Source organism: Streptococcus sp. NPS 308 (genome assembly GCF_002355895.1).
Lineage (GTDB): Bacteria > Bacillota > Bacilli > Lactobacillales > Streptococcaceae > Streptococcus.
In genome coordinates this window covers 1,352,931-1,377,687 of the sequence record NZ_AP017652.1, presented here as the reverse complement: position 1 = coordinate 1,377,687, position 24,757 = coordinate 1,352,931, and the positions used below count along the sequence as shown (strand labels likewise).

General features: G+C 41.3%; 25 protein-coding genes and 1 tRNA gene. 23 read left to right on the top strand and 3 right to left on the bottom strand.

The features are described from left to right. Window positions 1-52 precede the first annotated feature (52 nt). The 17 genes from SNAG_RS07210 (at window position 53) to SNAG_RS07125 (ending at window position 16,425) form a co-directional block, all read left to right on the top strand. Window positions 53-1,630, top strand: coding sequence for a DEAD/DEAH box helicase (locus SNAG_RS07210; protein ID WP_096407942.1), 1,578 nt, complete (start codon window positions 53-55; stop codon window positions 1,628-1,630). 282 nt (window positions 1,631-1,912) lie between these two features. After that, the gene (codY, locus tag SNAG_RS07205; protein WP_000940728.1) at window positions 1,913-2,701 is read left to right on the top strand and encodes a GTP-sensing pleiotropic transcriptional regulator CodY; all 789 of its coding nucleotides are present in this window, start codon (window positions 1,913-1,915) and stop codon (window positions 2,699-2,701) included. After that, the gene (locus SNAG_RS07200; protein WP_001029655.1) at window positions 2,701-3,276 is read left to right on the top strand and encodes a cysteine hydrolase family protein; all 576 of its coding nucleotides are present in this window, start codon (window positions 2,701-2,703) and stop codon (window positions 3,274-3,276) included. The genes codY and SNAG_RS07200 overlap by 1 nt, the downstream gene beginning before the upstream one ends. Window positions 3,277-3,356: 80 nt before the next feature. Beyond that, a tRNA-Leu gene (locus SNAG_RS07195) sits at window positions 3,357-3,442 on the top strand. A gap of 149 nt (window positions 3,443-3,591) precedes the next feature. Further along, entirely contained in the window at window positions 3,592-4,026 is a 435-nt protein-coding gene (locus tag SNAG_RS07190) for a hypothetical protein (RefSeq protein ID WP_096407940.1), read from the top strand. Window positions 4,027-4,207: 181 nt separating this feature from the next. Further along, on the top strand, window positions 4,208-5,485 hold the full coding sequence (locus SNAG_RS07185; protein WP_096407937.1) for an ABC transporter permease: 1,278 nt from the start codon (window positions 4,208-4,210) through the stop codon (window positions 5,483-5,485). Between the two features lie 12 nt (window positions 5,486-5,497). Continuing rightward, a complete protein-coding gene (gene vex2 / locus SNAG_RS07180; protein ID WP_000173735.1) occupies window positions 5,498-6,145 on the top strand; it encodes an ABC transporter ATP-binding subunit Vex2 in 648 nt (215 codons plus the stop codon). A 50-nt stretch (window positions 6,146-6,195) separates the two neighbouring features. Continuing rightward, window positions 6,196-7,575, top strand: a complete 1,380-nt coding sequence (vex3, locus tag SNAG_RS07175) for an ABC transporter permease subunit Vex3 (protein ID WP_042902562.1) — start codon at window positions 6,196-6,198, stop codon at window positions 7,573-7,575. A 140-nt stretch (window positions 7,576-7,715) separates the two neighbouring features. Further along, complete coding sequence (gene vncR, locus SNAG_RS07170; protein WP_096407935.1) at window positions 7,716-8,372, top strand: response regulator transcription factor VncR; 657 nt, start codon at window positions 7,716-7,718, stop codon at window positions 8,370-8,372. Then, window positions 8,369-9,697 (top strand): sensor histidine kinase VncS, encoded by a 1,329-nt coding sequence (vncS, locus tag SNAG_RS07165; protein ID WP_096407932.1) that lies wholly within the window; start codon window positions 8,369-8,371, stop codon window positions 9,695-9,697. The genes vncR and vncS overlap by 4 nt, the downstream gene beginning before the upstream one ends. Before the next feature lie 139 nt (window positions 9,698-9,836). After that, window positions 9,837-10,718, top strand: coding sequence for a class II fructose-bisphosphate aldolase (locus SNAG_RS07160; protein WP_075566991.1), 882 nt, complete (start codon window positions 9,837-9,839; stop codon window positions 10,716-10,718). A gap of 129 nt (window positions 10,719-10,847) precedes the next feature. Beyond that, complete coding sequence (locus SNAG_RS07155; RefSeq protein WP_172842400.1) at window positions 10,848-11,780, top strand: alpha/beta hydrolase; 933 nt, start codon at window positions 10,848-10,850, stop codon at window positions 11,778-11,780. A 347-nt stretch (window positions 11,781-12,127) separates the two neighbouring features. Further along, complete coding sequence (locus SNAG_RS07145; RefSeq protein ID WP_096407926.1) at window positions 12,128-13,120, top strand: ABC transporter ATP-binding protein; 993 nt, start codon at window positions 12,128-12,130, stop codon at window positions 13,118-13,120. A gap of 1 nt (window position 13,121) precedes the next feature. After that, window positions 13,122-13,940 (top strand): ABC transporter permease, encoded by an 819-nt coding sequence (locus SNAG_RS07140; protein WP_096407924.1) that lies wholly within the window; start codon window positions 13,122-13,124, stop codon window positions 13,938-13,940. Between the two features lies 1 nt (window position 13,941). Then, window positions 13,942-14,727 carry an ABC transporter permease gene (locus tag SNAG_RS07135; protein WP_096407921.1) on the top strand — a complete coding sequence of 262 codons (786 nt, stop codon included), beginning with the start codon at window positions 13,942-13,944 and terminating at the stop codon, window positions 14,725-14,727. A 291-nt stretch (window positions 14,728-15,018) separates the two neighbouring features. Continuing rightward, the gene (locus tag SNAG_RS07130) at window positions 15,019-15,882 is read left to right on the top strand and encodes a DUF6287 domain-containing protein (protein WP_096407919.1); all 864 of its coding nucleotides are present in this window, start codon (window positions 15,019-15,021) and stop codon (window positions 15,880-15,882) included. Between the two features lie 225 nt (window positions 15,883-16,107). Next, window positions 16,108-16,425: a LiaF transmembrane domain-containing protein gene (locus tag SNAG_RS07125; protein ID WP_096407916.1), complete on the top strand. Its 318-nt coding sequence runs from the start codon at window positions 16,108-16,110 to the stop codon at window positions 16,423-16,425. Window positions 16,426-16,456: 31 nt separating this feature from the next. Here the strand turns inward: SNAG_RS07125 and SNAG_RS07120 are convergent, their stop codons facing one another. Together SNAG_RS07120 and SNAG_RS07115 are read right to left on the bottom strand one after the other, a co-directional pair. Then, entirely contained in the window at window positions 16,457-18,256 is a 1,800-nt protein-coding gene (locus SNAG_RS07120) for an N-acetylmuramoyl-L-alanine amidase (protein WP_096407914.1), read from the bottom strand. Between the two features lie 48 nt (window positions 18,257-18,304). Continuing rightward, the gene (locus SNAG_RS07115) at window positions 18,305-19,213 is read right to left on the bottom strand and encodes a LysR family transcriptional regulator (protein ID WP_001222588.1); all 909 of its coding nucleotides are present in this window, start codon (window positions 19,211-19,213) and stop codon (window positions 18,305-18,307) included. Window positions 19,214-19,314: 101 nt separating this feature from the next. Here SNAG_RS07115 and SNAG_RS07110 point away from each other — a divergent pair, with 101 nt between their 5' ends. The 3 genes from SNAG_RS07110 to SNAG_RS07100 all read left to right on the top strand — a co-directional run bounded on the left by SNAG_RS07110 (window position 19,315) and on the right by SNAG_RS07100 (window position 20,245). After that, a complete protein-coding gene (locus SNAG_RS07110) occupies window positions 19,315-19,548 on the top strand; it encodes a YqgQ family protein (protein WP_002874361.1) in 234 nt (77 codons plus the stop codon). After that, window positions 19,545-19,925 carry a rhodanese-like domain-containing protein gene (locus SNAG_RS07105; protein WP_000158173.1) on the top strand — a complete coding sequence of 127 codons (381 nt, stop codon included), beginning with the start codon at window positions 19,545-19,547 and terminating at the stop codon, window positions 19,923-19,925. The genes SNAG_RS07110 and SNAG_RS07105 overlap by 4 nt, the downstream gene beginning before the upstream one ends. An 86-nt stretch (window positions 19,926-20,011) precedes the next feature. Further along, window positions 20,012-20,245 carry a hypothetical protein gene (locus SNAG_RS07100; protein WP_096407911.1) on the top strand — a complete coding sequence of 78 codons (234 nt, stop codon included), beginning with the start codon at window positions 20,012-20,014 and terminating at the stop codon, window positions 20,243-20,245. A 39-nt stretch (window positions 20,246-20,284) separates the two neighbouring features. Here the strand turns inward: SNAG_RS07100 and SNAG_RS07095 are convergent, their stop codons facing one another. Then, on the bottom strand, window positions 20,285-21,010 hold the full coding sequence (locus SNAG_RS07095) for a pseudouridine synthase (RefSeq protein WP_096407908.1): 726 nt from the start codon (window positions 21,008-21,010) through the stop codon (window positions 20,285-20,287). Between the two features lie 160 nt (window positions 21,011-21,170). Between SNAG_RS07095 and typA the strand changes: the two genes are divergently transcribed. From typA to murD, 3 genes are all read left to right on the top strand, one after another. Further along, window positions 21,171-23,012 (top strand): translational GTPase TypA, encoded by a 1,842-nt coding sequence (gene typA, locus SNAG_RS07090; RefSeq protein WP_096407906.1) that lies wholly within the window; start codon window positions 21,171-21,173, stop codon window positions 23,010-23,012. Between the two features lie 19 nt (window positions 23,013-23,031). Then, on the top strand, window positions 23,032-23,286 hold the full coding sequence (locus SNAG_RS07085; protein WP_000262665.1) for a DUF3165 family protein: 255 nt from the start codon (window positions 23,032-23,034) through the stop codon (window positions 23,284-23,286). A gap of 117 nt (window positions 23,287-23,403) precedes the next feature. Continuing rightward, window positions 23,404-24,756, top strand: a complete 1,353-nt coding sequence (gene murD / locus SNAG_RS07080) for a UDP-N-acetylmuramoyl-L-alanine--D-glutamate ligase (RefSeq protein ID WP_096407903.1) — start codon at window positions 23,404-23,406, stop codon at window positions 24,754-24,756. Window position 24,757: the final 1 nt, after the last annotated feature.

Below are 24,757 nucleotides of genomic sequence, written 5' to 3'. Positions count from 1 at the left end.
TATACTAAGCGCTATAGGATGGCTTCGCACCATCTTTAGAAAGAAGAAAAACGTGAAATTTAATGAATTTAACTTGTCTGCTGATTTGCTAGCAGAGATTGAAAAAGCTGGATTTGTAGAAGCAAGTCCCATCCAAGAACAGACCATTCCCTTGGCTCTCGAAGGAAAAGACGTTATCGGTCAAGCTCAGACTGGTACAGGGAAAACCGCAGCCTTTGGCTTGCCAACCCTTGAAAAAATCCGTACAGAAGAAGCGACTATCCAAGCCTTGGTCATCGCTCCAACTCGTGAACTCGCTGTTCAAAGCCAAGAGGAACTCTTCCGATTTGGCCGTAGCAAGGGAGTGAAAGTTCGCTCAGTTTATGGTGGTTCAAGCATCGAGAAACAAATCAAGGCCCTTAAATCTGGTGCCCATATCGTGGTAGGAACACCAGGCCGTCTTTTGGACTTGATTAAACGCAAGGCTTTGAAATTGCATGATATTGAAACCCTCATCCTTGATGAAGCGGATGAAATGCTCAATATGGGCTTCCTTGAAGACATCGAAGCTATTATCTCGCGTGTCCCTGAAAGTCGTCAAACCTTGCTCTTTTCAGCAACCATGCCTGAAGCCATCAAACGTATCGGTGTTCAGTTTATGAAAGAACCTGAGCATGTGAAGATTGCTGCAAAGGAATTGACAACAGAGCTGGTGGACCAGTATTATATCCGTGTCAAGGAACAAGAAAAATTTGATACTATGACGCGTCTCATGGATGTGGAACAACCAGAGCTTGCTATCGTATTTGGTCGTACCAAACGCCGTGTAGATGAATTGACTCGTGGTCTTAAAATCTGTGGCTTCCGTGCAGAAGGGATTCATGGTGATTTGGACCAAAACAAACGTCTTCGTGTCCTTCGGGATTTTAAAAATGGCAATCTAGATGTTCTGGTAGCGACTGACGTGGCAGCCCGTGGTTTGGACATTTCAGGAGTGACTCATGTCTACAACTACGATATTCCACAAGATCCTGAAAGTTATGTTCACCGTATCGGTCGTACAGGTCGTGCTGGTAAGTCAGGTCAATCCATTACCTTCGTAGCTCCAAATGAAATGGGCTATCTCCAAATCATCGAAAACTTGACCAAGAAGCGCATGAAAGGCCTTAAACCTGCAAGTGCAGAGGAAGCCTTCCAAGCTAAAAAGCAAGTGGCGCTCAAGAAAATCGAACGTGATTTCGCAAATGAAGAAATTCGTTCCAACTTTGAGAAATTTGCTAAAGACGCTCGTAAATTAGCGGCTGAATTTAGTCCTGAAGAATTGGCTATGTATATCTTGAGTCTGACTGTCCAAGATCCTGATAGCCTTCCAGAAGTGGAGATTGCACGTGAAAAACCATTGCCATTTAAACCATCAGGTAATGGCTTCGGCGGCAAAGCTAAGGGAGGTCGAGGAGGCCGTCGTGGAGACGACCGTCGAGATCGTGATCGCCGTGGCAATGGTCGTCGTGATGAGTTCAAGAAAGGTAGTCGTGGAAACGACCGCTTTGATAAAGACAGACGTTACCGTAATAAAGACAATAAAAAACCTCGCAACACTTCAAGCGAAAAGAAAACAGGCTTTGTTATTCGTAACAAGGGAGACAAATAGAAAAAAGCGATTCACTGGGTGAATCGCTTTTATATATAAGGAGACCAAGGGTAAAAGAAGATGGTTGATAGTAAAGGATAGGTGAAACGGAAAGGGATTTATCATGTCATCTTCTTATAATGTTATAATATCAAAAATAAAATAGGATGTCAATAAAAAATCGCTTTTTTTCTAAAATATTTTTGCTGTTCAAAATTGCAATTAAATAAGCAATTTTCAGATAATAATTGAAAATTCAGGCTCTTTATGTTATAATGATAGCGATTAAATGCGAGGTAAAAAATGGCACATTTATTAGAAAAAACAAGAAAAATTACTTCCATCTTGAAACGCTCAGAGGAACAACTTCAAGATGAACTTCCCTACAATGCGATTACACGCCAGTTGGCAGATATTATTGATTGTAACGCTTGTATTGTGAATAGTAAGGGACGTCTCTTGGGCTATTTCATGCGTTACAAGACAAATACAGATCGAGTAGAGCAGTTTTTCCAAACTAAGATTTTCCCAGAGGACTATGTGCAAGGGGCAAACATGATTTACGATACAGAAGCTAATCTTACTGTAGATCATGATTTGAGTATCTTCCCAGTCGAAAGTCGCTCTGATTTTCCAGATGGCTTGACAACCATTGCTCCGATTCATGTATCAGGGATTCGCCTAGGTTCCTTGATTATTTGGCGCAATGATAAGAAATTTGAAGATGAGGATTTGATTCTTGTTGAGATTGCGAGCACGGTGGTAGGGATTCAACTCTTGAACTTCCAACGTGAAGAAGATGAGAAAAATATTCGCCGTCGTACTGCTGTAACCATGGCAGTTAATACCCTTTCCTATTCAGAACTTCGTGCCGTTTCAGCTATTCTAGCTGAGTTGGATGGAAATGAAGGACAATTAACTGCATCTGTCATTGCAGACCGTATTGGCATTACGCGTTCAGTGATTGTCAATGCGCTTCGTAAATTGGAGTCGGCGGGAATTATTGAGAGTCGTTCATTAGGAATGAAGGGGACTTATCTCAAAGTTCTAATTGGTGATATTTTTGAGGAAGTGAAAAAGAGGGACTACTAATGGCAAAGGCTTTAATCTCGATTGACTATACAGAGGATTTCGTAGCAGACCATGGAAAGCTAACTGCTGGAGTGCCAGCTCAAGCTATATCAGAGGCAATCAATCAAGTAACTAGACTGGCTTTTGATCGAGGAGACTATGTCTTCTTCACTATTGATGCTCATGAGGAGAAGGATACCTTCCACCCGGAAAGTAAACTCTTTCCACCGCACAACATCATTGGGACTAGTGGCCGTAACCTCTATGGCCCCCTAGCTGATTTCTATGCGGAAAATAAGGACGATAGTCGCGTCTTTTGGATGGACAAACGTCACTATTCAGCATTTTCAGGAACGGATCTCGATATTCGCCTGCGAGAACGTCGGGTTACTACAGTTATCTTGACAGGGGTTCTGACCGATATTTGTGTCCTTCATACGGCTATTGATGCCTACAATTTAGGTTATGACATTGAAGTTGTCAAACCTGCGGTTGCCTCTATCTGGCCAGAAAATCATCAGTTTGCTCTAGGACATTTTAAGAACACTCTGGGAGCTAAATTGCTAGATGAAAATCTGTCTGAAATTAAAGAATGATTCCCTTGGAAAAATGAAAAAAATCTGAAAAAAGTGTTGACAAAGATTTTGAAAGTTGATATACTAGTAAAGTAATCGACGCGGGGATGGCGGAATTGGCAGACGCGCAGGACTAAGGATCCTGTGACCGCTTTAGGTCGTGAGGGTTCAAGTCCCTCTCTCCGCATAGGGTAAGAGTTAGCTTTGGCTAGCTCTTTTTGTTTTTTCAAGGAGGGCTAGAGCTGCAGTTCGACTATCGGAAGAGATTGGTATCAAGAACTGTCTTTTTATGAGAAAGCTTGCTATACTAAGGGTGAGAGAAAGGAATGTCAAATCATGTGTGTCGAATGTTATAGTGAGAAAAATCGTGTGACCCCCTTACTGAACCCTCTGGAGTGTTTAAGAGAGCATAGGCAATATATTTGTAGCCATTGTGATCGTTGTATCTGTATAGAGCATACGAAAAACGGTTTACAGCGTTGGAATTTTCCGTTCAAATCGCTAGAAATTGCTAGCTATTATTTACGGGCGGCAGATTATAGTATGAAGACAAGCTGTGGCATTTACCAAATCAAGTCAAATAAAGGAAGGGTTTCATATAAGATTTTTGTTAACAGGGAAGCTTTAAAAGACTATCTCAAGAAGAATCCAGATAAAAGATGCGACAATTTGCAACCAAGCTTTTCTATCTCGCCTTATCAAGAATTTCCTCAAACACAAGTCAAGAAATTAAAAGTCGAAGAAATTGAAAAATACTTAGCTGAAAGATGATGCCCATCATATATAGAATGGAGTGGATTTTTGATTAGTAAATTATTTGTTTAGATAAGAAGAAAAGTTAGCGGTCGCTAGCTTTTTTATTTTTTATAAAAAATAAATCAAAAATTTTTTCGATTTCATAAACATTTCATATTTGGATTTTATAATGGTCTTACAAATATGGAGGTGACAAATGAATCCAATCCAAAGAGCTTGGGCTTATGTCAGCAGAAAACGACTGAGAAGTTTTATTTTATTTCTGATTTTATTTGTTCTTTTAGCAGGAATTTCAGCCTGTTTGACGCTGATGAAATCCAACAAAACAGTAGAAAGCAATCTTTACAAATCTCTTAATACCTCTTTTTCTATTAAGAAGATAGAGAATGGTCAGACCTTCAAGTTATCGGACCTAGCATCAGTTAGCAAGATTAAGGGACTGGAAAATGTCTCTCCTGAACTCGAGACGGTCGCAAAACTAAAAGACAAGGAAGCGGTCAGTGGTGAGCAGAGCGTCGAACGTGATGACTTGTCAGCTGCGGACAAGAATTTGGTTAGCTTAACGGCTCTTGAGGATTCATCCAAGGATGTTACCTTCACCAGCTCAGCTTTCAATCTAAAAGAAGGCCGACACCTTCAAAAAGGGGATTCCAAGAAAATCCTGATCCACGAAGAGTTGGCTAAAAAGAACGGTCTTTCGCTTCATGACAAGATTCGCTTGGATGCTGGACAGTCAGAATCAGGAAAAGGACAAACAGTTGAGTTTGAGATTGTCGGCATCTTTTCTGGTAAAAAACAAGAGAAATTCACAGGCTTGTCTTCTGACTTCAGTGAAAACCAAGTCTTTACAGACTATGAAAGTAGCCAAACCCTTTTGGGAAATAGTGAACCTCAAGTTAGTGCAGCGCGCTTCTATGTAGAAAATCCTAAGGAAATGGACGGACTCATGAAGCAGGTGGAAAACTTGGCCTTGGAAAATCAAGGCTACCAAGTCGAAAAGGAAAACAAGGCCTTTGAACAGATCAAAGACTCAGTGGCAACCTTCCAAACCTTCCTAACTATCTTTCTTTATGGAATGTTGATAGCTGGAGCTGGAGCCTTAATTTTGGTCTTGTCTCTCTGGTTGAGAGAAAGGGTCTACGAAGTAGGGATTTTACTGGCACTTGGAAAAGGCAAGAGCTCAATCTTCCTACAGTTCTGTTTAGAGGTGGTGTTGGTATCTCTTGGAGCTTTGCTTCCATCCTTTATTGCTGGGAAAGCCATTACATCCTATCTGCTACAAACTGTACTAGCCAGTGGAGATCAGGCAACCTTACAAGATACGCTAGCCAAAGCAAGCAGTCTATCAACCAGTCTCCTATCCTTTGCAGAATCCTATGTCTTTCTGCTACTGATTGGTTGCTTATCAGTAGCCCTTTGTTTCGTATTTCTATTTAGAAAATCGCCTAAGGAAATTTTATCATCTATTAGTTAAGAAGGAGAAATCATGACTTTATTACAATTGCAAGATGTTACCTACCGTTATAAGAACACTGCTGAGGCAGTTTTATATCAGATCAAGTATAATTTTGAACCCGGAAAGTTTTATAGTATCATTGGTGAGTCAGGAGCAGGAAAATCCACTCTCTTGTCCCTACTTGCTGGTCTAGATAGTCCTGTCGAAGGTTCTATCCTTTTCCAAGGAGAAGACATTCGGAATAAGGGATATTCTTACCATCGTATGCACCATATTTCTCTGGTCTTTCAAAATTATAACTTGATAGATTATCTTTCTCCGCTGGAAAATATCCGCTTGGTCAACAAAAAAGCAAGCAAGGATACACTTCTTGAGCTTGGTTTGGATGAAAGTCAGATTAAGCGGAACGTTCTCCAGTTATCAGGTGGTCAACAACAACGTGTCGCCATTGCTCGCAGTTTGGTCTCAGAAGCTCCAGTTATTCTAGCTGATGAGCCAACAGGAAATCTGGACCCTAAAACTGCTGGAGATATTATCGAACTGCTCAAGTCACTTGCTGAGAAAACAGGTAAATGTGTGATCGTCGTCACCCACAGTAAAGAAGTGGCACAAGCGTCAGATATTACACTTGAATTGAAGGACAAGAAACTGACTGAAACTCGCAATACTACAAAATAAGATGAGTTTGTTTTGATAGAATTATGAAATCAAATCTAGAAAGGGAACCTATGTTACACAACGCATTTGCCTATGTTACAAGGAAGTTTTTCAAATCGATTGTTATCTTCCTGATTATTCTCCTCATGGCGAGCTTGAGTTTGGTCGGCTTGTCGATTAAGGGAGCTACTGCCAAGGCTTCTCAGGAGACCTTTAAAAATATCACCAATAGCTTCTCCATGCAAATCAATCGTCGCGTCAATCAAGGAACGCCACGTGGTTCTGGGAATATCAAGGGTGAGGATATCAAAAAAATCACCGAAAATAAGGCCATCGAGTCTTATGTTAAACGCATCAACGCTATCGGAGATTTGACTGGATACGACCTCATCGAAACGCCAGAAACCAAGAAAAATCTCACTGCTGACCGTGCCAAACGGTTTGGAAGCAGCTTGATGATTACAGGTGTCAATGACTCCTCTAAAGAAGACAAGTTTGTCTCTGGCTCATATAAGCTGGTTGAAGGTGAGCACCTAACCAACGACGACAAAGACAAGATTCTCATGCACAAGGATTTGGCAGCCAAACATGGCTGGAAAGTCGGAGATAAGGTCAAATTGGACTCTAATGTCTATGATGCAGACAATGAAAAAGGGGCCAAGGAAACAGTCGAAGTGACAATCAAGGGACTCTTTGATGGTCACAATAAGTCAGCAGTAACCTACTCACAAGAACTCTATGAAAACACAGCTATCACAGACATTCACACTGCTGCAAAACTTTATGGATATACAGAAGACACAGCTATTTATGGGGACGCAACCTTCTTTGTAACAGCAGACAAGAACTTGGATGACGTCATGAAAGAGTTGAATGGTATCAGCGGTATCAACTGGAAGAGCTACACACTTGTGAAGAGCTCCTCTAACTACCCAGCTCTAGAGCAATCCATCTCTGGTATGTACAAGATGGCCAACCTCCTCTTCTGGGGTAGCTTGAGCTTCTCAGTTCTTCTCCTTGCACTCTTGCTCAGTCTTTGGATCAATGCCCGTCGCAAGGAAGTGGGAATTCTCCTCTCTATCGGTCTCAAGCAGGCAAGTATCTTGGGGCAATTCATCACCGAATCTATTTTGATTGCCATCCCTGCTCTTGTTTCTGCTTACTTCCTAGCCAACTACACAGCTCGTGCCATCGGAAATACTGTTCTTGCCAATGTCACTTCAGGTGTTGCCAAGCAAGCCAGCAAGGCTGCTCAAGCCTCTAATCTTGGTGGTGGTGCAGAAGTAGACGGCTTTAGCAAGACCTTGTCGAGCCTAGATATTTCCATTCAGACATCAGACTTTATCATCGTCTTTGTTCTTGCTTTAGTTCTAGTCGTTCTCGTTATGGCGCTTGCTTCAAGCAATCTCCTTAGAAAACAACCAAAAGAACTCTTGCTCGATAGCGAATAAAAAACTTGCTACCTATTCTCCCCTAAATGGGGTATAATATAGGTAGCATTTTTATCTGTTTTGTCTTGATAAAGCCTTTCCTTTCAGGATGAAACAGGGATGATTTAAAAGAAAATTAAAGAAATGTGAAAGGTTTTTCTATGAAAATTTTAATTGTAGAAGATGAAGAGATGATCCGTGAGGGAATCAGTGACTATTTGACAGATTGTGGTTATGAGACCATTCAGGCTGCGGACGGTGAGGAAGCCCTAGAACAATTTTCCAGCTATGAAGTAGCCCTAGTACTACTGGATATCCAGCTGCCCAAGCTTAATGGTTTAGAAGTCCTAGCCGAGATTCGTAAGACCAGTCAGGTTCCTGTCTTGATGCTGACCGCCTTTCAGGATGAGGAATACAAGATGAGTGCCTTTGCCTCTCTGGCAGACGGCTATCTGGAAAAACCCTTCTCCCTGTCTCTCTTAAAAGTGAGGGTAGACGCGATTTTCAAGCGCTACTACGATACAGGACGAATCTTCTCTTATAAGGATACCAAGGTGGACTTTGAGAGTTACAGCGCAAGCCTCGCAGGTCAGGAAGTGGCTATCAATGCCAAAGAGTTGGAAATTTTGGACTATCTGGTGAAAAATGAAGGACGGGCCTTGACTCGATCTCAGATAATCGATGCCGTCTGGAAGGTGACAGATGAGGTGCCTTTTGACCGTGTTATTGATGTTTATATCAAGGAACTGCGGAAAAAGCTAGACTTGGATTGTATCCTCACTGTGCGCAATGTTGGTTATAAATTGGAGCGAAAATGAAACGAACAGGTTTATTTACAAAGATATTCATCTATACCTTCTCGATTTTTAGTGTTCTGGTTATTTGTCTTCATTTAGCTATTTATTTTCTCTTTCCCTCAACTTATCTGAGTCATCGTCAGGAAACCATCGGTCAGAAAGCGACAGCCATTTCCCAGTCCCTAGAAGGAAAGGATAGGCAAAGTATCGAGCAAGTGTTAGACTTGTATTCCCAGACTAGTGATATCAAGGGGGCCGTCAAGGGAGAGATGACAGAGGACAAGTTAGAGGTCAAGGACAACCTTCCTCTAGATACAGACCGCCAGACCACCTCTCTCTTTATCGAGGAGCGTGAGGTGACAACCCAAGATGGTAGCACTATGACTCTCCAGTTTTTAGCGTCCATGGATTTGCAAAAGGAAGCAGAGCAAATTAGCCTCCAGTTTCTTCCCTATACCTTGCTGGCATCGTTTTTGATTTCCCTCTTGGTATCTTACATCTATGCTCGAACCATTGTTGCGCCGATCTTGGAAATCAAGCGGGTGACCCGTCGGATGATGGACCTGGATGCTCAAGTGCGGTTGCGCGTGGACTCTAAGGATGAGATCGGTGATCTTAAGGAACAAATCAATAGCCTTTACCAGCATCTTTTGACTGTCATTGCGGACTTGCATGACAAGAATGAAGCCATTCTCCAGTTAGAAAAAATGAAGGTTGAATTCCTACGAGGGGCCTCTCATGAGCTGAAAACACCTCTGGCTAGTCTCAAAATCCTAATCGAAAATATGAAAGAAAATATCGGTCGTTATAAAGATAGAGACCACTATCTGGGAGTTGCCTTGGGGATTGTGGACGACCTCAGTCACCACGTTCTTCAGATACTTTCTCTTTCTTCTGTTCAGGAATTGCGAGAGGAGAAGGAGAACATCGACCTACTCCAAATGACGCAAACTCTGGTTAAGGATTATACTTTACTAGCCAAGGAAAGAAATGTTCAGATAGACATTAGCTTGACCCATCAGCAAGCCTACATAAATCCATCTGTGATGAAGTTGATTCTATCTAATCTCATCAGCAATGCTATCAAGCACTCCACTCCAGGTGGCTTGGTTCGCATCGGCGAGAGAGACGGAGAACTCTTTATCGAGAATAGCTGTAGTCCTGAAGAACAAGAAAAACTAGCCCAGTCTTTTTCTGGCAATGCTAGTCGCAAGGCCAAGGGTTCAGGAATGGGGCTCTTTGTGGTCAAAAGTTTATTAGAACACGAGAAATTACCTTATCATTTTGAGATGCAAGATGATCGTTTGACCTTCTTCATGTCTTATCCTAAAGTCTCTCAAGACTAAGGGAAAGAAAGGGTTTACATTGATTGAGTTGGAAGAAATTCAATCTAAAGTATGGGAAAAACTAGCTTTTTTTGTCAAAAAGTGATAAAATGAACAATGTAAATGGGATGTCCCAAAAAATATATAGGAGGCCTGACAAATGGCAATCGTTTCAGCAGAAAAATTTGTCCAAGCAGCTCGTGACAACGGTTATGCAGTTGGTGGATTTAACACAAACAACCTTGAGTGGACTCAAGCTATCTTGCGTGCAGCAGAAGCTAAAAAAGCTCCAGTTTTGATCCAAACTTCAATGGGTGCTGCTAAATACATGGGTGGTTACAAAGTTGCTCGCAACTTGATCGCTAACCTTGTTGAGTCAATGGGGATCACTGTACCAGTAGCTATCCACCTTGACCACGGTCACTACGAAGATGCACTTGAGTGTATCGAAGTTGGTTACACTTCAATCATGTTTGACGGTTCACACCTTCCAGTTGAAGAAAACCTTAAATTGGCTAAAGAAGTTGTTGAAAAAGCACACGCTAAAGGTATCTCAGTAGAAGCTGAAGTTGGTACTATCGGTGGTGAAGAAGACGGTATCATCGGTAAAGGTGAATTGGCTCCAATCGAAGACGCTAAAGCAATGGTTGCAACTGGTATCGACTTCTTGGCAGCTGGTATCGGTAACATCCACGGTCCTTACCCAGCTAACTGGGAAGGTCTTGACCTTGACCACTTGCAAAAATTGACAGAAGCTCTTCCAGGCTTCCCAATCGTATTGCACGGTGGATCAGGTATTCCTGATGACCAAATCCAAGCAGCTATCAAACTTGGTGTTGCGAAAGTTAACGTTAACACTGAATGCCAAATCGCATTCGCTAACGCAACTCGTAAATTTGCTCGTGACTACGAAGCAAACGAAGCAGAATACGACAAGAAAAAACTCTTCGACCCACGTAAATTCTTGGCTGACGGTGTAAAAGCTATCCAAGCATCAGTTGAAGAACGTATCGACGTATTCGGTTCAGAAGGTAAAGCATAATCTAGCTGAACAATACAGATGAAACCTGCCCATTGGGTAGGTTTTTTGGTGTCTGGATATATAGCGAATATACTGTAGAAGAACCAATCTTAAGTTGCTAAAAGGTTCTATTTTTTGTACAATAATGCTATGAAAATACTGAAAAAATGGTTTCTTGGCTTTCTTAGTTTTATTCTTTTGTTTTTGCTCGCTACATTCATCTTTCACCGTATCAGTTTGGAAAAGGAAAAAGCCTCACTGACACCTATGGGGCAACAAGTTCTCGTCAATGGACATCAAATAAATGTTTACGTTGAAGGGGATGGTCCTGAGACTATTGTTGTTCTCTCAGGTGCTGGTATTGCTTCTCCTATATTGGATTTTAAAGAAGTATCGGAATCCTTATCGAAACAGTATAAGGTAGTTATCGTGGAGCGGGCGGGATATGGTTATAGTGATGATAGCAATCATTCAAGAGATGTGATGGAGGTTTTGTCTGAGACTCGCCAAGCTCTTTCGCAAGCAAATATCACAGGGCCGTTTATCATTCTGTCTCATTCCATGGCTAGTCTAGAGAGTTTGGCTTGGCAGGAGAAGTATCCTGATGAAGTGAAAGCCTTGATTGGTCTGGATTGGGCACTGCCGTCAAGTTATGAGGATTTAAAGCAAAATCAGGCCTTGTTAACTGTGGCATATTGGAGCAGCAAGATTGGTTTATTACGTTATTTCCCTGAATCCTTTTATATAAAAAATCAAACTCTGATCGAAAGTGAACGAAAACAATATAAACTTCTAGCTTATAAGCAGTTGATGTCACAAGCCATGCTTCATGAATCTCAAACGGTAAAGGAAAATGCCAAAAAAGTTCCCTCAAACATTAATCCGAAAATTCCCACCTTACTACTGGTGTCTAACGGAAAAGGCACTGGTTTTAGCCAATCAGAATGGCAGCATTTTGCAGAGAAATTTGCTAGTGAACAGGCTAATGTGAAGGTCATTTATATGGATGCACCACACGATCTCTATCATTATCAAAGTAATGAAATAGTTTCGCAGATTGAAGATTTTTTAAAGAGTAATTGATGGTTTAGAGATTTTTTAAATTTTAGACTTATGACGTTAATTAAATAATGAAGGATTAACAGTAGAATAGTAAATTTTTTCTTAACAAAAACCTGCCCATTGGGCGGTTTTTTTGTATGTCCTAAGGAAACGATGAAACCAGAATTTTTGTTTAAAAGTATTATTTTAAGAGAAAAATCTCTAATTTTACAATCCATAGGCAAACGCTTGCATTCTAGTTTTTATTGGACTATAATAGGTTGGTATAAAGCCTTCTGTAATAATATTGAGAAGGCGTAGAAAGTAAGGATTTAGATATTTGTAGTTAAAAATACAATGTTGCTATTCCTTGCTATAGGGAGAGATTTATGGCAATGATAGAAGTGGAACATCTTCAGAAAAATTTTGTGAAGACAGTAAAGGAACCAGGCTTGAAGGGGGCTTTGCGCTCCTTTATTCATCCTGAAAAGCAGACCTTTGAAGCGGTCAAGGATTTGACCTTTGAAGTTCCAAAAGGCCAAATTTTAGGCTTTATCGGAGCAAATGGTGCTGGGAAGTCGACAACCATTAAAATGCTGACAGGAATTTTGAAACCGACGTCTGGTTATTGTCGGATCAATGGCAAGATTCCTCAGTACAATCGCCAAGATTATGTCAAGGATATTGGAGTTGTTTTTGGACAACGCACCCAGCTATGGTGGGATTTGGCGCTGCAAGAAACCTACACGGTCTTGAAAGAGATTTACGATGTGCCAGACTCGCTCTTCCATAAGCGCATGGACTTTTTGAATGAAGTCTTGGATTTGAAGGAATTTATCAAGGATCCCGTGCGAACTCTTTCGCTTGGTCAACGGATGCGGGCGGATATTGCGGCTTCTTTACTCCACAATCCTAAAGTTCTCTTTTTAGATGAGCCGACCATTGGGTTGGACGTTTCGGTCAAGGATAATATTCGTCGGGCTATCACCCAAATCAATCAGGAGGAAGAGACAACCATTCTCTTGACCACTCACGACCTGAGTGATATTGAGCAGCTCTGTGATCGAATTTTTATGATTGACAAGGGGCAGGAGATTTTTGATGGAACGGTTAGCCAGCTCAAGGAAACCTTTGGCAAGATGAAGACTCTTTCCTTTGAACTGGTACCAGGTCAAAGTCATCTCCTTTCTCACTATGAAGGCTCTTCGGATATGACCATTGATAGACAAGGAAACAGTCTCAATATTGAATTCGATAGTTCCCGCTACCAGTCAGCTGATATTATCAAGCAAACCCTGTCTGATTTTGAAATCCGCGATTTGAAGATGCTGGATACAGATATTGAGGATATTATCCGTCGCTTCTATCGAAAGGAGCTCTAAGATGGTCAAACTGTGGAGACGTTATAAACCCTTTATCAACGCAGGGATTCAGGAGTTGATTACCTACCGAGTCAACTTTCTACTTTATCGGATTGGTGATGTCATGGGGGCTTTTGTGGCCTTTTATCTCTGGAAGGCAGTCTTTGACTCCTCGCAGGAGTCTTTGATTCAGGGCTTCAGCATGGCAGATATCACCCTCTACATCATTATGAGTTTTGTGACTAATCTTCTGACCAGGTCGGATTCGTCCTTTATGATTGGGGAGGAGGTCAAGGATGGTTCCATTATCATGCGCTTGTTGCGACCAGTGCATTTTGCGGCTTCTTACCTCTTTACGGAACTGGGATCCAAGTGGTTGATTTTTATCTCTGTTGGCCTGCCATTTTTAAGTGTGATTGTCTTGATGAAAATTTTATCTGGGCAAGGGGTTATGGAAGTGCTGGGCCTAACTGTACTTTATCTTTTTAGCTTGACGCTGGCTTATCTGATTAACTTTTTCTTTAATATTTGCTTTGGATTTTCAGCCTTTGTATTTAAAAATTTATGGGGTTCCAATCTCCTCAAGACTTCAATAGTGGCATTTATGTCTGGAAGTCTGATTCCCTTGGCTTTCTTTCCAAAGATCGTATCAGATATTCTGTCCTTCTTGCCTTTTTCATCCTTGATTTATACTCCAGTTATGATTGTTATTGGGAAATACGATGCCAGTCAGATTCTTCAAGCACTCTTGCTACAGTTCTTCTGGCTCATAGTGATGGTGGGCTTGTCTCAGTTGATTTGGAAACGGGTCCAGACATTCATCACCATTCAGGGAGGTTAGTATGAAAAAATATCAACGCATGCATCTGATTTTTATCAGACAATACATCAAGCAAATCATGGAGTACAAGGTTGATTTTGTGGTTGGTGTCTTGGGAGTCTTTCTGACTCAAGGCTTGAACCTCTTGTTTCTTAATGTCATTTTTCAGCACATTCCATCCCTAGAAGGCTGGACCTTTCAAGAGATAGCCTTTATCTACGGTTTTTCCTTGATTCCCAAGGGATTGGACCATCTCTTTTTTGACAATCTCTGGGCTCTGGGACAACGTTTGGTGCGAAAAGGAGAGTTTGACAAGTACCTGACGCGTCCTATCAATCCGCTCTTCCACATCCTAGTCGAGACCTTTCAGATTGATGCCTTGGGTGAACTTTTGGTAGGTGGAATCTTACTAGCGACAACAGTAACTAGCATTGCTTGGACTCTTCCCAAATTCCTGCTTTTCCTAGTCTGTATTCCTTTTGCGACCTTGATCTATACTTCCTTGAAAATCGCGACTGCCAGTATCGCTTTTTGGACCAAGCAGTCAGGAGCCATGATTTACATTTTCTATATGTTTAATGACTTTGCCAAGTACCCGATTTCCATTTACAATTCGCTCCTTCGTTGGTTGATTAGCTTTATCGTGCCTTTCGCCTTTACGGCCTACTATCCTGCCAGCTATTTCTTGCAGGACAAGGATGGGCTCTTTAACATTGGTGGTTTGATTCTGATTTCTCTTGTTTTCTTTATCATTTCCCTCAAACTTTGGGACAGGGGATTGGATGCCTACGAAAGTGCGGGTTCGTAAATAATAGAATATCAAAGCCTTGTCTCAGGACAGGCTTTTTCTAATGGAGATGGGTTCTGTTTAAAATCCATTTCTTCGGCTTATTTAAAATATAATTACAAACGGTTGTTTATATTTTGTGGTATAATATATTTTAATAAGCGCTTGTTTTGATAGCAATCTAGAGATGATTATATAGTTAATTATTTTAGAATTTTTTGCATAGATTTTCTAAAAATTATAAAAATCCATGGATAATAACGGATGAAGTCTCGCAAGATTGGCTGAATATAAATCAAAAAGGAGAAAATTATGAATAAGAAAGAACGGGAAAAACAATTTGAAGAGATCAATGGACCTAAGCGGTCTGAATCAAAGTCGGCTCCAAATATAAAAATCTATATTGGCATAGTACTCGGTATTTTGGTTGCTATAATCCTAGTAAGTGTTTTCTCGCATTCTTTGATTGGAAAGAAAGAGTCAAATCAAGCATCGTCTGCCGTTTCAACTACAGGGTCAACAAGTCAATCGTCTACAAGCCAAGGAAAAACAGATGAGACTGATAAGGATAAACAAGAGGAAATTCAAAAACTCAAGAATCAACTGGCTACTTTAGATACCAAAATTACGGAAGCAGAAGCACTTGTTAGCAAGTTGAAGAAAGAAACTACCGTTCCAAAACTCGATATTGAAGCAATCAGGAACAATGATTTGTCTAGTTTAGAGGGGACTTGGCGTAGTCAATCTGGTAATGAATATATCATTAAGAATTCTGGAGAAGTAGATGCGACTTGGTTTACAAATGATCAAAAGTACGAATCTGTAGTTGGATTAAAGGTATCAAAAGGACAAGATAGTCGGAACCCTGAGACAGCGTCTATCAGTGCGTGGGTAGAAGATTCTGTTGCTGGAGGATTTGTAGTAGTTGCTGTTCCAAGTGGAGTTGTTATGCAACCTGGTGATGATGGGAAGATTACGGATAAAAGCAATCATGCTGAGGAGAGACTTTTTTCTGGACAACAATATGAAGCGATGTTAATGAAACCAGAAGATGTTTATTATCGTGTGAAACCAGATACTAGTAAAGTTGAGGAAGAAGAAAAGAACTTAGCTCAACTGCAAGCTGATCGTGAAGCAATCAAATCTTCTCTAGAGTCAAAGGAAAAGAAAAACTAGATGGTATTCGTTCAAAAATACTGTTACAATCGGCAGAATCAAGAAGCCCAAACGGGCTTCTTTTTCTTTTATCACCACTATTCAACCACTTAGACAGAGATATTGACCAGATAGGCAAACGGGCTTGTTCTTGAAAAATTCCTCTGCTATAATGGTTCATGTAAAGGACGTGAGGGGTCAGTATCAGACAACTCAAGTCAATAAAAAAGAAAATGGAGACAAAAAATGAAAAAATTATTGGGACTTGTATTTTTAGTAGCAGCAGCGCTAGTATTGTATTTCGGATCTGTTGGATGGCCAAGCTTGGATGTCAATCTCTGGTCACTGATTCCAGTTGGCTTATTCCTCTATTTCACTCTAGAAAATCTTTTGAAAAAAGACTATAAGGCTAGTCTGATGTGCTTGATTATTGCCTTTATCATTGCAAATGCTATTTTTGATATTTTGCCAATTTCAAGTGGTCTGGTGATTGGTGCGGGAGTGCTAGCTTGTGTAGGACTTGGCTACCTCTTTCCTGATAAAGATAAAAAAGAAGGCAAATAGAAAAGTCTCGAGGTTTCTCGAGACTTTATTTTTATTTACCAGCGTAATATTTTTGAATCCCTTTTACAATGCCTGCCACCAGTTTATCTTGGTAGCGGCTATCTCTGATTTGTTGGTTTTCGGAGAAATTATCCATATAACCAAGCTCCAGGAGGACGGCTGGTTTAGCTGTTTCGCGTAGTACGGCAAAACTTCTTTCTAACTGACCAGCATCCTTAGCCCCTGTTTCGGCTAAGAGAGAGGAGTGGATAGCAGCAGCGAGGCGTTTGCTTTCACTAATGCGATCAGGATGGTTGTGCCAGTATGGATTAATCTTACTTGGATAATCAGGTTCATCGCTATAGGAGTAGGTTTGAATACCGCTTGCTTTTGAGTAGGTATTACCAGTAGCGTTGAAGTGAATACTGATAAAAATATCCGAGTTGGTCTTATTAACCATACGGGAACGTTCTGTAATGAAATCTACATCAATATCACTATCACGTGAGGTGAGAACCTTGTAGCCTAGTTCTTCTAACTTGGTACGAAGTTTACGGTAGATTTGCATATTGAGATCTTTTTCGGCTACATTGTAGTAAAAGGCGCCAGAATCTCGACCACCGTGTCCAGGATCGAGGAAGATGGTGTTACTGTATTGGCCTTTTACAAATCCACCCTCAGTTGAAACTTCAGAAATCCATTTCCCATCTTTTTGGAAGAGATGGTCTTTTCCAGAAATCTTGTGAATTCCAGTGACATAGCGACCATTTTCATCCAAATAGTAACGCCCTTTGTCTTGACTATCATCGATCCACTCGCTTTTGGCCATATAGCCACCAGACTTGAGATAATAAGCTCCGATCCACTCCTGATTTGCATAATGACCATTCGCTTTTAGATAGAACCAGCTCTTATAAGTCTTGTCGAAGATCCATTCTTTTTCAGCCATGGCCCCACTGGTCTTGAGGTAGTAGCTTCCTTGCCATTTATCTGCTAGCATTCCCCCATCATGAGTAAAAGAATACCAAGAGCCCTGGATTTTTTGCCACTTGTCTTGGACATATCTCCCTGAACCGCTAGCATAGAACCAAGTATCCTTGATTTTGACCCAGTTGTTCTCAGCTAAGGCACCACTCTTCTTAAAGAGGTAGCCCTTGAAGGTTGTTTCGCTCAACATCCTTCCTTCTTTGTCAAAATAGTACCAAGTACTGTTGATTTTCTCCCATTTGTCTTGAGAGATTTTTCCTGACGGCAGAACGTAGTACCAAACTTGATTGATCTCTTGCCAACCGTGTGATGCCATGGCACCGCTTTGACCCAAGAAATAGCCATCAATGCTTGTATTGCTGAGCATGATTCCAGTTTGATCAAAATAGTACCAAGAACCATTGATTTTTTTCCAGATTTTCTGAGCTAGTCGTCCAGAAGGATCAGCGTAATACCATTGATTCTCCCATTTAGTCCAGCTATTTTCCACCATGGCCCCCTCTTGGTCAAAGGCATAACCTTTATAGATAGTGGACTGGAGACGGTCACCATTTTGGTCGAAGTAGTACCATTTGCCTTGAATTTGTTTCCAGTTCACTGCTGGTTGATCATCTTGGTAGAAGCGCCAGTGGTAGTTTTCTTGGTACCAGCCCTCCTTTTTGGGTTTGGCTTCTTGCGCATCTACTTTTGGAAGAACTTCGGGTTCTGTATTCTCCTTAACAATAGCATCTTTTTGATCATCTTTGGCAATTGCTTCCTTGACAGCAGGTGTGGATTGAGTTGTATTTTCTTCTCCTAAGACGGATGCGGGTGCTAATCCTGCGATTGAAAGGATTAAAGCACTGGTCAGTAGTATCTTTTTCACTTTCTATTTCCTAACTTTTTCTTTTTCCCTTTTAATATTTATTTTTTATCAATTATCAAACTGAACTTCTTCTAGTAGATACTCGATAAAGCGTTCGCCCATCTTAGACAGACTGGTTTTTTCATGCTGGATATAGACCAGTTCAATCGGGTCATCAATGTCCAGCGGAATGGAAACGATATTGTCTCCGTTGAGGTTACTGTTCAAAATCCCTGTTGCAATGGTGTAACCATCCAAACCAATCAAGAGGTTAAAGAGGGTGGCACGGTCACTGACTACGATGGATTTCTTGTGATGCTCTTGTGAAAGAATCTCCTCTGAGAAGTAAAAGGAGTTGTGAGTCCCTTGATCATAGCTGAGGTAAGGGAAGTTCTCCAAGTCTTCTAGTTTAACCTTATCTTTCTTTGCTAGAGGGTTGGTCTTGCTGACAAAGATATGGGGCTGGGCTGTAAAGAGATGGTGGGCTAAGAGGTGGTTGTCATCCAGCATTTTTGTTAAAACATCTCGGTTATAACTGTTCAAAAAGAGGACACCGACTTCACTACGGAAGTTCTTGACATCGTCGATAATCTCCCAAGTCCGAGTTTCACGAAGGAAGAGCTCGTATTTTTCCATATCACTTTTCTTGAGTAGGGATACAAAGGCATTGACCACAAAGGCATAGTGTTGAGACGAAACGCTAAAGAGTTCGCGGTGGGCGACAGGATTTTTATAGCGTTCCTCCAGAAGCTGGGTTTGCTCGACAACTTGACGGGCATAGGAGAGAAATTCCATCCCATCACGGGTCAAGGTAATGCCCTTGGGATTGCGAATAAAGATTTCAATACCCATTTCATTTTCCAAGTCTCGAACGGCATTAGAGAGACTGGGTTGGGTGATGAAGAGTTGCTTGGCTGCTTCATTCATAGAGCCAGTTTCGACGATTTTGATAATATAGTGTAGTTGTTGAATTCTCATGCTTTTATTGTACCACACTTGGTGAAGAATGAGCAAAGAAGATGAAGGGAAGAGAGGAAAGACCCAAACTGGTATTGAAAAAAAGTCTAAAATCTGTTAGAATGAAAGCTATGAAAACATTCTATGATGTGCAGCAATTTCTCAAACAGTTTGGCATTATTGTCTATGTGGGGAAGCGCTTGTATGATATTGAACTGATGAAGCTCGAACTCTCTCGGATCTATGATGCAGGTCTGATGGACAAGCTAGACTATCTAGAGGCGGAAGCTGTTCTTCGTAGAGAGCACAAGATAGAATTAGACTACATAGAGAAAAATGGAGATAAGAACTTATGACAATTTGGGTTTTGTGGGGAATCGTTCTGGCGATGGCAGCATGGATGGGGTATAACTACCTTCGTATTCGTCGTGCGGCTAAGATTGTAGATAATGCAGAGTTTGAAGCCTTGATTCGGAAAGGACAGTTGATTGATGTCCGTGATGCAGCAGAATTTCACAGAAAACATATCCTCGGAGCTCGCAATATTCCTTCAAATCAGTTGAAGTCAAGCCTTGCAGCCCTTCGCAAGGATAAACCTGTCCTTCTCTACGAAAACCAACGTGGACAACGAGTGACCAATGCAGCACTCTATCTGAAAAAGCAAGGTTTCTCTGAGATTTATATCCTTTCTTATGGATTGGATTCTTGGATTGGAAAGGTCAAGACGAGCTAACATCCTGTTAAAAACTGTTTAATGATAGATAAATCTTACATTTTATGGTATCATCATTTATATTAAATTTAAGGAGATTTTGTAATATGAATTCACAACAAAAGAAAAAACCTTCACTTATTTTAGGTATCTTATCTATCGTCCTTGGTTTGCTATTTCCAATAGTTGGTCTGATTTTGGGGATCATAGGATTGGTCTTGGCTTTTTCATACCAAAAAGAATCTGGACTAAACTATAAAACAGAAAAAATTCTGAATATCATAGGACTTGTGGTTTCTGTACTTAATTGGATTCTAGCCGTCGCAATATTTTTTAGATAAGTAAAAACAAAAAAGCTTTAAACATAAAGCTTTTTTCTTTTATCCACTTTTTTCTAAGTGTTTTTTAATCAACTCTAATTCTTCTGGATTCAAGGAACGGAATTGACCTTCTGATAGTTCTGGGTCTAAAGTGAAATCACCGAACTGAACTCGTTTGAGAGAGGTCACCTTGACACCAACTGAGAGAAACATCTTCTTGACTTGATGAAACTTGCCCTCAGAGATTGTGATGGAGGCCCGGCTCTCTGTTGGGCTTGCGGACAGAATGTCTAGCTTTGCTGGTTTACAAGTGGTCCCGTCTAGAAAGACGATTCCATCCTTGAATTTTTGGATATGTTCTGACGTGAGCGGTCCGTTTACTACCACTTGATAGGATTTATCGACATGGTACTGGGGATGAAGGAGTTGGAAGCCTAAAGGTCCATTGTCTGTCAAAAGGAGCAGTCCCGTCGTATCGCGGTCTAGTCTGCCGATAGCATAGAGCTGGTAAGACTGGATGTCAGGTGGAAGGAGGTCCATTACGGTTGGCAGTTTCTTATCCTTGCTCGCTGTAACGACTCCGTTTGGCTTGTGAAGCATGAGGTAGCTGTGCTCGTATCCTTGAATCTGCCGTCCTTGAAAGACTAGTTTTTGCAATCCAGTGTCGACATTTTGAGCGAGGGAGCGAGCTGGACTATCGTCGACTAGGATTTCTTTTTTTAATAGAGCCTGTTTCATAGCCTTGCGACTGATTTTTTCTTGGGCTAATAATCTATCTAAACGCATACCAGCCTATCTTATCATAAGTCTCTGACTTTGAAAAGAGTTGCCTTGACTAGAAAAACAGAGTGAAAACATTTACACTTGCTTGAGTTATGTCATTTGACTGAAAATGTGGTATAATTGCTCAGTTAGAAAATAAATTTTAAATAATATAGAGGAAATCATGACAAAATTAAGAGAAGATATCCGTAACATTGCGATTATCGCCCACGTTGACCACGGTAAAACAACCCTCGTTGATGAATTGTTGAAACAATCTTCAACATTGGACGCTCGTACAGAGTTGGCAGAGCGCGCTATGGACTCAAACGATATCGAAAAAGAGCGTGGGATTACCATCCTTGCCAAAAATACTGCTGTAGCTTACAATGGCACACGCATCAATATCATGGACACACCAGGACACGCGGACTTCGGTGGAGAAGTTGAGCGTATCATGAAAATGGTTGACGGTGTTGTCTTGGTCGTAGATGCCTACGAAGGAACCATGCCACAAACTCGTTTCGTATTGAAAAAAGCCTTGGAACAAGACCTTGTACCGATTGTTGTCGTTAACAAAATCGACAAACCATCAGCTCGTCCAGCAGAGGTAGTGGACGAAGTATTGGAACTCTTCATCGAGCTTGGTGCAGATGATGATCAGCTTGATTTCCCAGTAGTGTATGCTTCAGCTATTAACGGAACATCTTCATTATCAGACGATCCAGCTGATCAAGAAAAAACAATGGCGCCAATCTTTGACACGATTATCGACCACATCCCAGCTCCAGTAGATAACTCAGATGAGCCTTTGCAATTCCAAGTGTCACTTTTGGACTACAACGACTTCGTTGGACGTATCGGTATCGGTCGTGTCTTCCGTGGTACGGTTAAGGTTGGGGACCAAGTTACCCTTTCTAAACTAGACGGCACAACGAAAAACTTCCGTGTTACAAAACTTTTCGGTTTCTTTGGTTTGGAGCGTCGTGAAATCCAAGAAGCCAAAGCAGGTGACTTGATTGCCGTATCCGGTATGGAAGACATCTTTGTTGGTGAAACTATTACTCCGACGGATGCCATTGAACCTCTTCCAATCCTACATATCGATGAACCAACCCTCCAAATGACTTTCTTGGTCAACAACTCACCATTTGCAGGTCGTGAAGGAAAATGGGTAACTTCTCGTAAGGTGGAAGAACGCTTGCAAGCAGAATTGCAAACAGACGTTTCTCTTCGTGTTGAACCAACAGATTCACCAGATAAATGGACCGTTTCAGGACGTGGAGAATTGCACTTGTCAATCCTTATCGAAACCATGCGTCGTGAAGGCTATGAGCTTCAAGTATCTCGTCCAGAAGTTATCGTAAAAGAAATCGACGGTGTTAAATGTGAGCCATTTGAACGTGTGCAAATCGATACTCCAGAAGAATATCAAGGTTCTGTAATCCAAAGCCTTTCTGAACGTAAGGGTGAAATGTTGGATATGATTTCAACTGGTAATGGTCAAACTCGTTTGGTCTTCCTTGTTCCAGCGCGTGGTTTGATCGGATACTCAACTGAGTTCTTGTCAATGACTCGTGGTTACGGTATCATGAACCATACCTTCGACCAATACTTGCCATTGATTCCAGGAGAAATTGGTGGACGTCACCGTGGTGCTCTTGTTTCCATCGATGCTGGTAAGGCTACAACATACTCAATCATGTCTATCGAAGAACGTGGTACAATCTTTGTCAACCCAGGTACTGAGGTTTACGAAGGAATGATTATCGGTGAAAACTCTCGTGAAAACGACTTGACAGTTAACATCACTAAGGCTAAACAAATGACCAACGTCCGTTCAGCTACTAAGGACCAAACAGCGGTTATCAAGACACCTCGTATCTTGACGCTTGAAGAGTCTCTTGAGTTCTTGAACGATGATGAGTACATGGAAGTAACGCCTGAATCTATCCGTTTGCGTAAACAAATCCTTAACAAGGCAGAGCGTGAGAAAGCCAATAAAAAGAAAAAATCAGCTGAATAAGAGCTAGAAAGAGATAAAGATGGTCTATTTAATCATAGGGATACTCTTATTACTACTCTATGTATTTGCGACACCCCAAAGTATCAAAGGAACAGTCAATATCGTTATCTTGGTCTTTGTAGTTGTTGCACTCTTGATTTTGCTGATGTTGTCCATCTTGCAAATCTTCCAATTACCGACAGAATTCTTTGTCACAATCGCCATGCTGGCCCTAGCCTACTTTAGCTTGAGAGACATTACGCTCATGTCTGTAAAAAAGAGCAAAAGAAGATAAATAGAAAGAGAGCTACGGCTCTCTTTTTCTATTGTATAATGAGAGTTAGAGCATTTTCGTTTAGTATTATTTCCATAAAAATGGTAAAATAGTAGGAGTAGAAATGGAGTTTGAGACATGAAAGTAATCGATCAATTTAAAAATAAGAAAGTCCTTGTTTTAGGTTTGGCTAAATCTGGTGAGTCTGCGACCCGTTTGTTAGACAAGTTAGGTGCTATTGTGACAGTAAATGACGGCAAGCCTTTTGAGGAAAATCCTGCGGCTCAAAGCTTGCTGGAAGAGGGAATCAAGGTTGTCACTGGTGGGCATCCTTTGGAGCTCTTGGATGAAGATTTTGCTCTGATGGTAAAAAATCCAGGTATCCCTTACAGCAATCCCATGATTGAAAAGGCATTGGCGAAAGGGATTCCAGTCCTGACTGAGGTGGAATTGGCTTATTTAATCTCAGAAGCGCCAATTATCGGTATCACAGGTTCAAATGGGAAAACAACCACAACGACGATGATTGGAGAAGTTTTGACTGCTGCCGGTCAACATGGTCTCTTGTCAGGGAACATCGGCTATCCTGCCAGTCAAGTGGCTCAAACTGCAACAGCCAAGGACACGCTTGTCATGGAACTTTCTTCTTTTCAATTGATGGGTGTTCAAGAATTCCATCCAGAAATTGCGGTCATTACCAATCTCATGCCTAGCCACCTTGACTATCATGGCTCTTTTGAAGAATACGTGGCAGCCAAGTGGAATATCCAAAATAAGATGACAGCAGCTGATTTCCTTATTTTGAACTTTAACCAAGACTTGGCAAAAGACTTGGCCACAAAAACAGAGGCTACTGTTGTACCATTTTCAACAAAGGAAAAGGTTGATGGAGCTTATCTAGAAAACGGTCTGCTCTACTTCCGTGGTGAAGAGGTCATGGCAGCTGATGAGATTGGTGTTCCAGGTAGCCACAATGTGGAAAATGCCCTTGCGACCATTGCAGTAGCCAAGCTACGTGGTGTAGATAACCAAATCATCAAGGAAACTCTTTCAGCCTTTGGTGGTGTCAAACACCGTCTCCAGTTTGTGGATGAAATTCAGGGTGTCAAATTCTATAACGATAGCAAATCAACCAATATCTTGGCTACTCAAAAAGCCTTGTCAGGATTTGACAATAGTAAGGTCATTTTGATTGCAGGTGGTTTGGATCGTGGGAATGAGTTTGACGAATTGGTACCAGATATCACAGGGCTCAAGAAGATGGTCATCCTCGGTCAGTCTGCAGAACGTGTCAAACGGGCAGCAGAGAAGGCTGGTGTGACTTATGTAGATGCGACTGATATTGCTGATGCGACCCGCAAGGCTTATGAGCTTGCGACACAAGGAGATGTGGTTCTTCTCAGTCCTGCCAATGCTAGCTGGGATATGTATGCTAACTTTGAAGTACGTGGAGATCTTTTCATCGACACAGTAGCGGAGTTAAAGGAATAAT

Bases quoted from the DNA above. Each gene is read 5' to 3' on its own strand.
- codY (WP_000940728.1), top strand. From the start codon at position 1,913: ATGGCACATTTATTAGAAAAAACAAGAAAAATTACTTCCATCTTGAAA.
- SNAG_RS07200 (WP_001029655.1), top strand. From the start codon at position 2,701: ATGGCAAAGGCTTTAATCTCGATTGACTATACAGAGGATTTCGTAGCA.
- SNAG_RS07190 (WP_096407940.1), top strand. From the start codon at position 3,592: ATGTGTGTCGAATGTTATAGTGAGAAAAATCGTGTGACCCCCTTACTG.
- SNAG_RS07185 (WP_096407937.1), top strand. From the start codon at position 4,208: ATGAATCCAATCCAAAGAGCTTGGGCTTATGTCAGCAGAAAACGACTG.
- vex2 (WP_000173735.1), top strand. From the start codon at position 5,498: ATGACTTTATTACAATTGCAAGATGTTACCTACCGTTATAAGAACACT.
- vex3 (WP_042902562.1), top strand. From the start codon at position 6,196: ATGTTACACAACGCATTTGCCTATGTTACAAGGAAGTTTTTCAAATCG.
- vncR (WP_096407935.1), top strand. From the start codon at position 7,716: ATGAAAATTTTAATTGTAGAAGATGAAGAGATGATCCGTGAGGGAATC.
- vncS (WP_096407932.1), top strand. From the start codon at position 8,369: ATGAAACGAACAGGTTTATTTACAAAGATATTCATCTATACCTTCTCG.
- SNAG_RS07160 (WP_075566991.1), top strand. From the start codon at position 9,837: ATGGCAATCGTTTCAGCAGAAAAATTTGTCCAAGCAGCTCGTGACAAC.
- SNAG_RS07155 (WP_172842400.1), top strand. From the start codon at position 10,848: ATGAAAATACTGAAAAAATGGTTTCTTGGCTTTCTTAGTTTTATTCTT.
- SNAG_RS07145 (WP_096407926.1), top strand. From the start codon at position 12,128: ATGGCAATGATAGAAGTGGAACATCTTCAGAAAAATTTTGTGAAGACA.
- SNAG_RS07140 (WP_096407924.1), top strand. From the start codon at position 13,122: ATGGTCAAACTGTGGAGACGTTATAAACCCTTTATCAACGCAGGGATT.
- SNAG_RS07135 (WP_096407921.1), top strand. From the start codon at position 13,942: ATGAAAAAATATCAACGCATGCATCTGATTTTTATCAGACAATACATC.
- SNAG_RS07130 (WP_096407919.1), top strand. From the start codon at position 15,019: ATGAATAAGAAAGAACGGGAAAAACAATTTGAAGAGATCAATGGACCT.
- SNAG_RS07125 (WP_096407916.1), top strand. From the start codon at position 16,108: ATGAAAAAATTATTGGGACTTGTATTTTTAGTAGCAGCAGCGCTAGTA.
- SNAG_RS07115 (WP_001222588.1), bottom strand. From the start codon at position 19,213: ATGAGAATTCAACAACTACACTATATTATCAAAATCGTCGAAACTGGC.
- SNAG_RS07110 (WP_002874361.1), top strand. From the start codon at position 19,315: ATGAAAGCTATGAAAACATTCTATGATGTGCAGCAATTTCTCAAACAG.
- SNAG_RS07105 (WP_000158173.1), top strand. From the start codon at position 19,545: ATGACAATTTGGGTTTTGTGGGGAATCGTTCTGGCGATGGCAGCATGG.
- SNAG_RS07100 (WP_096407911.1), top strand. From the start codon at position 20,012: ATGAATTCACAACAAAAGAAAAAACCTTCACTTATTTTAGGTATCTTA.
- SNAG_RS07095 (WP_096407908.1), bottom strand. From the start codon at position 21,010: ATGCGTTTAGATAGATTATTAGCCCAAGAAAAAATCAGTCGCAAGGCT.
- typA (WP_096407906.1), top strand. From the start codon at position 21,171: ATGACAAAATTAAGAGAAGATATCCGTAACATTGCGATTATCGCCCAC.
- SNAG_RS07085 (WP_000262665.1), top strand. From the start codon at position 23,032: ATGGTCTATTTAATCATAGGGATACTCTTATTACTACTCTATGTATTT.
- murD (WP_096407903.1), top strand. From the start codon at position 23,404: ATGAAAGTAATCGATCAATTTAAAAATAAGAAAGTCCTTGTTTTAGGT.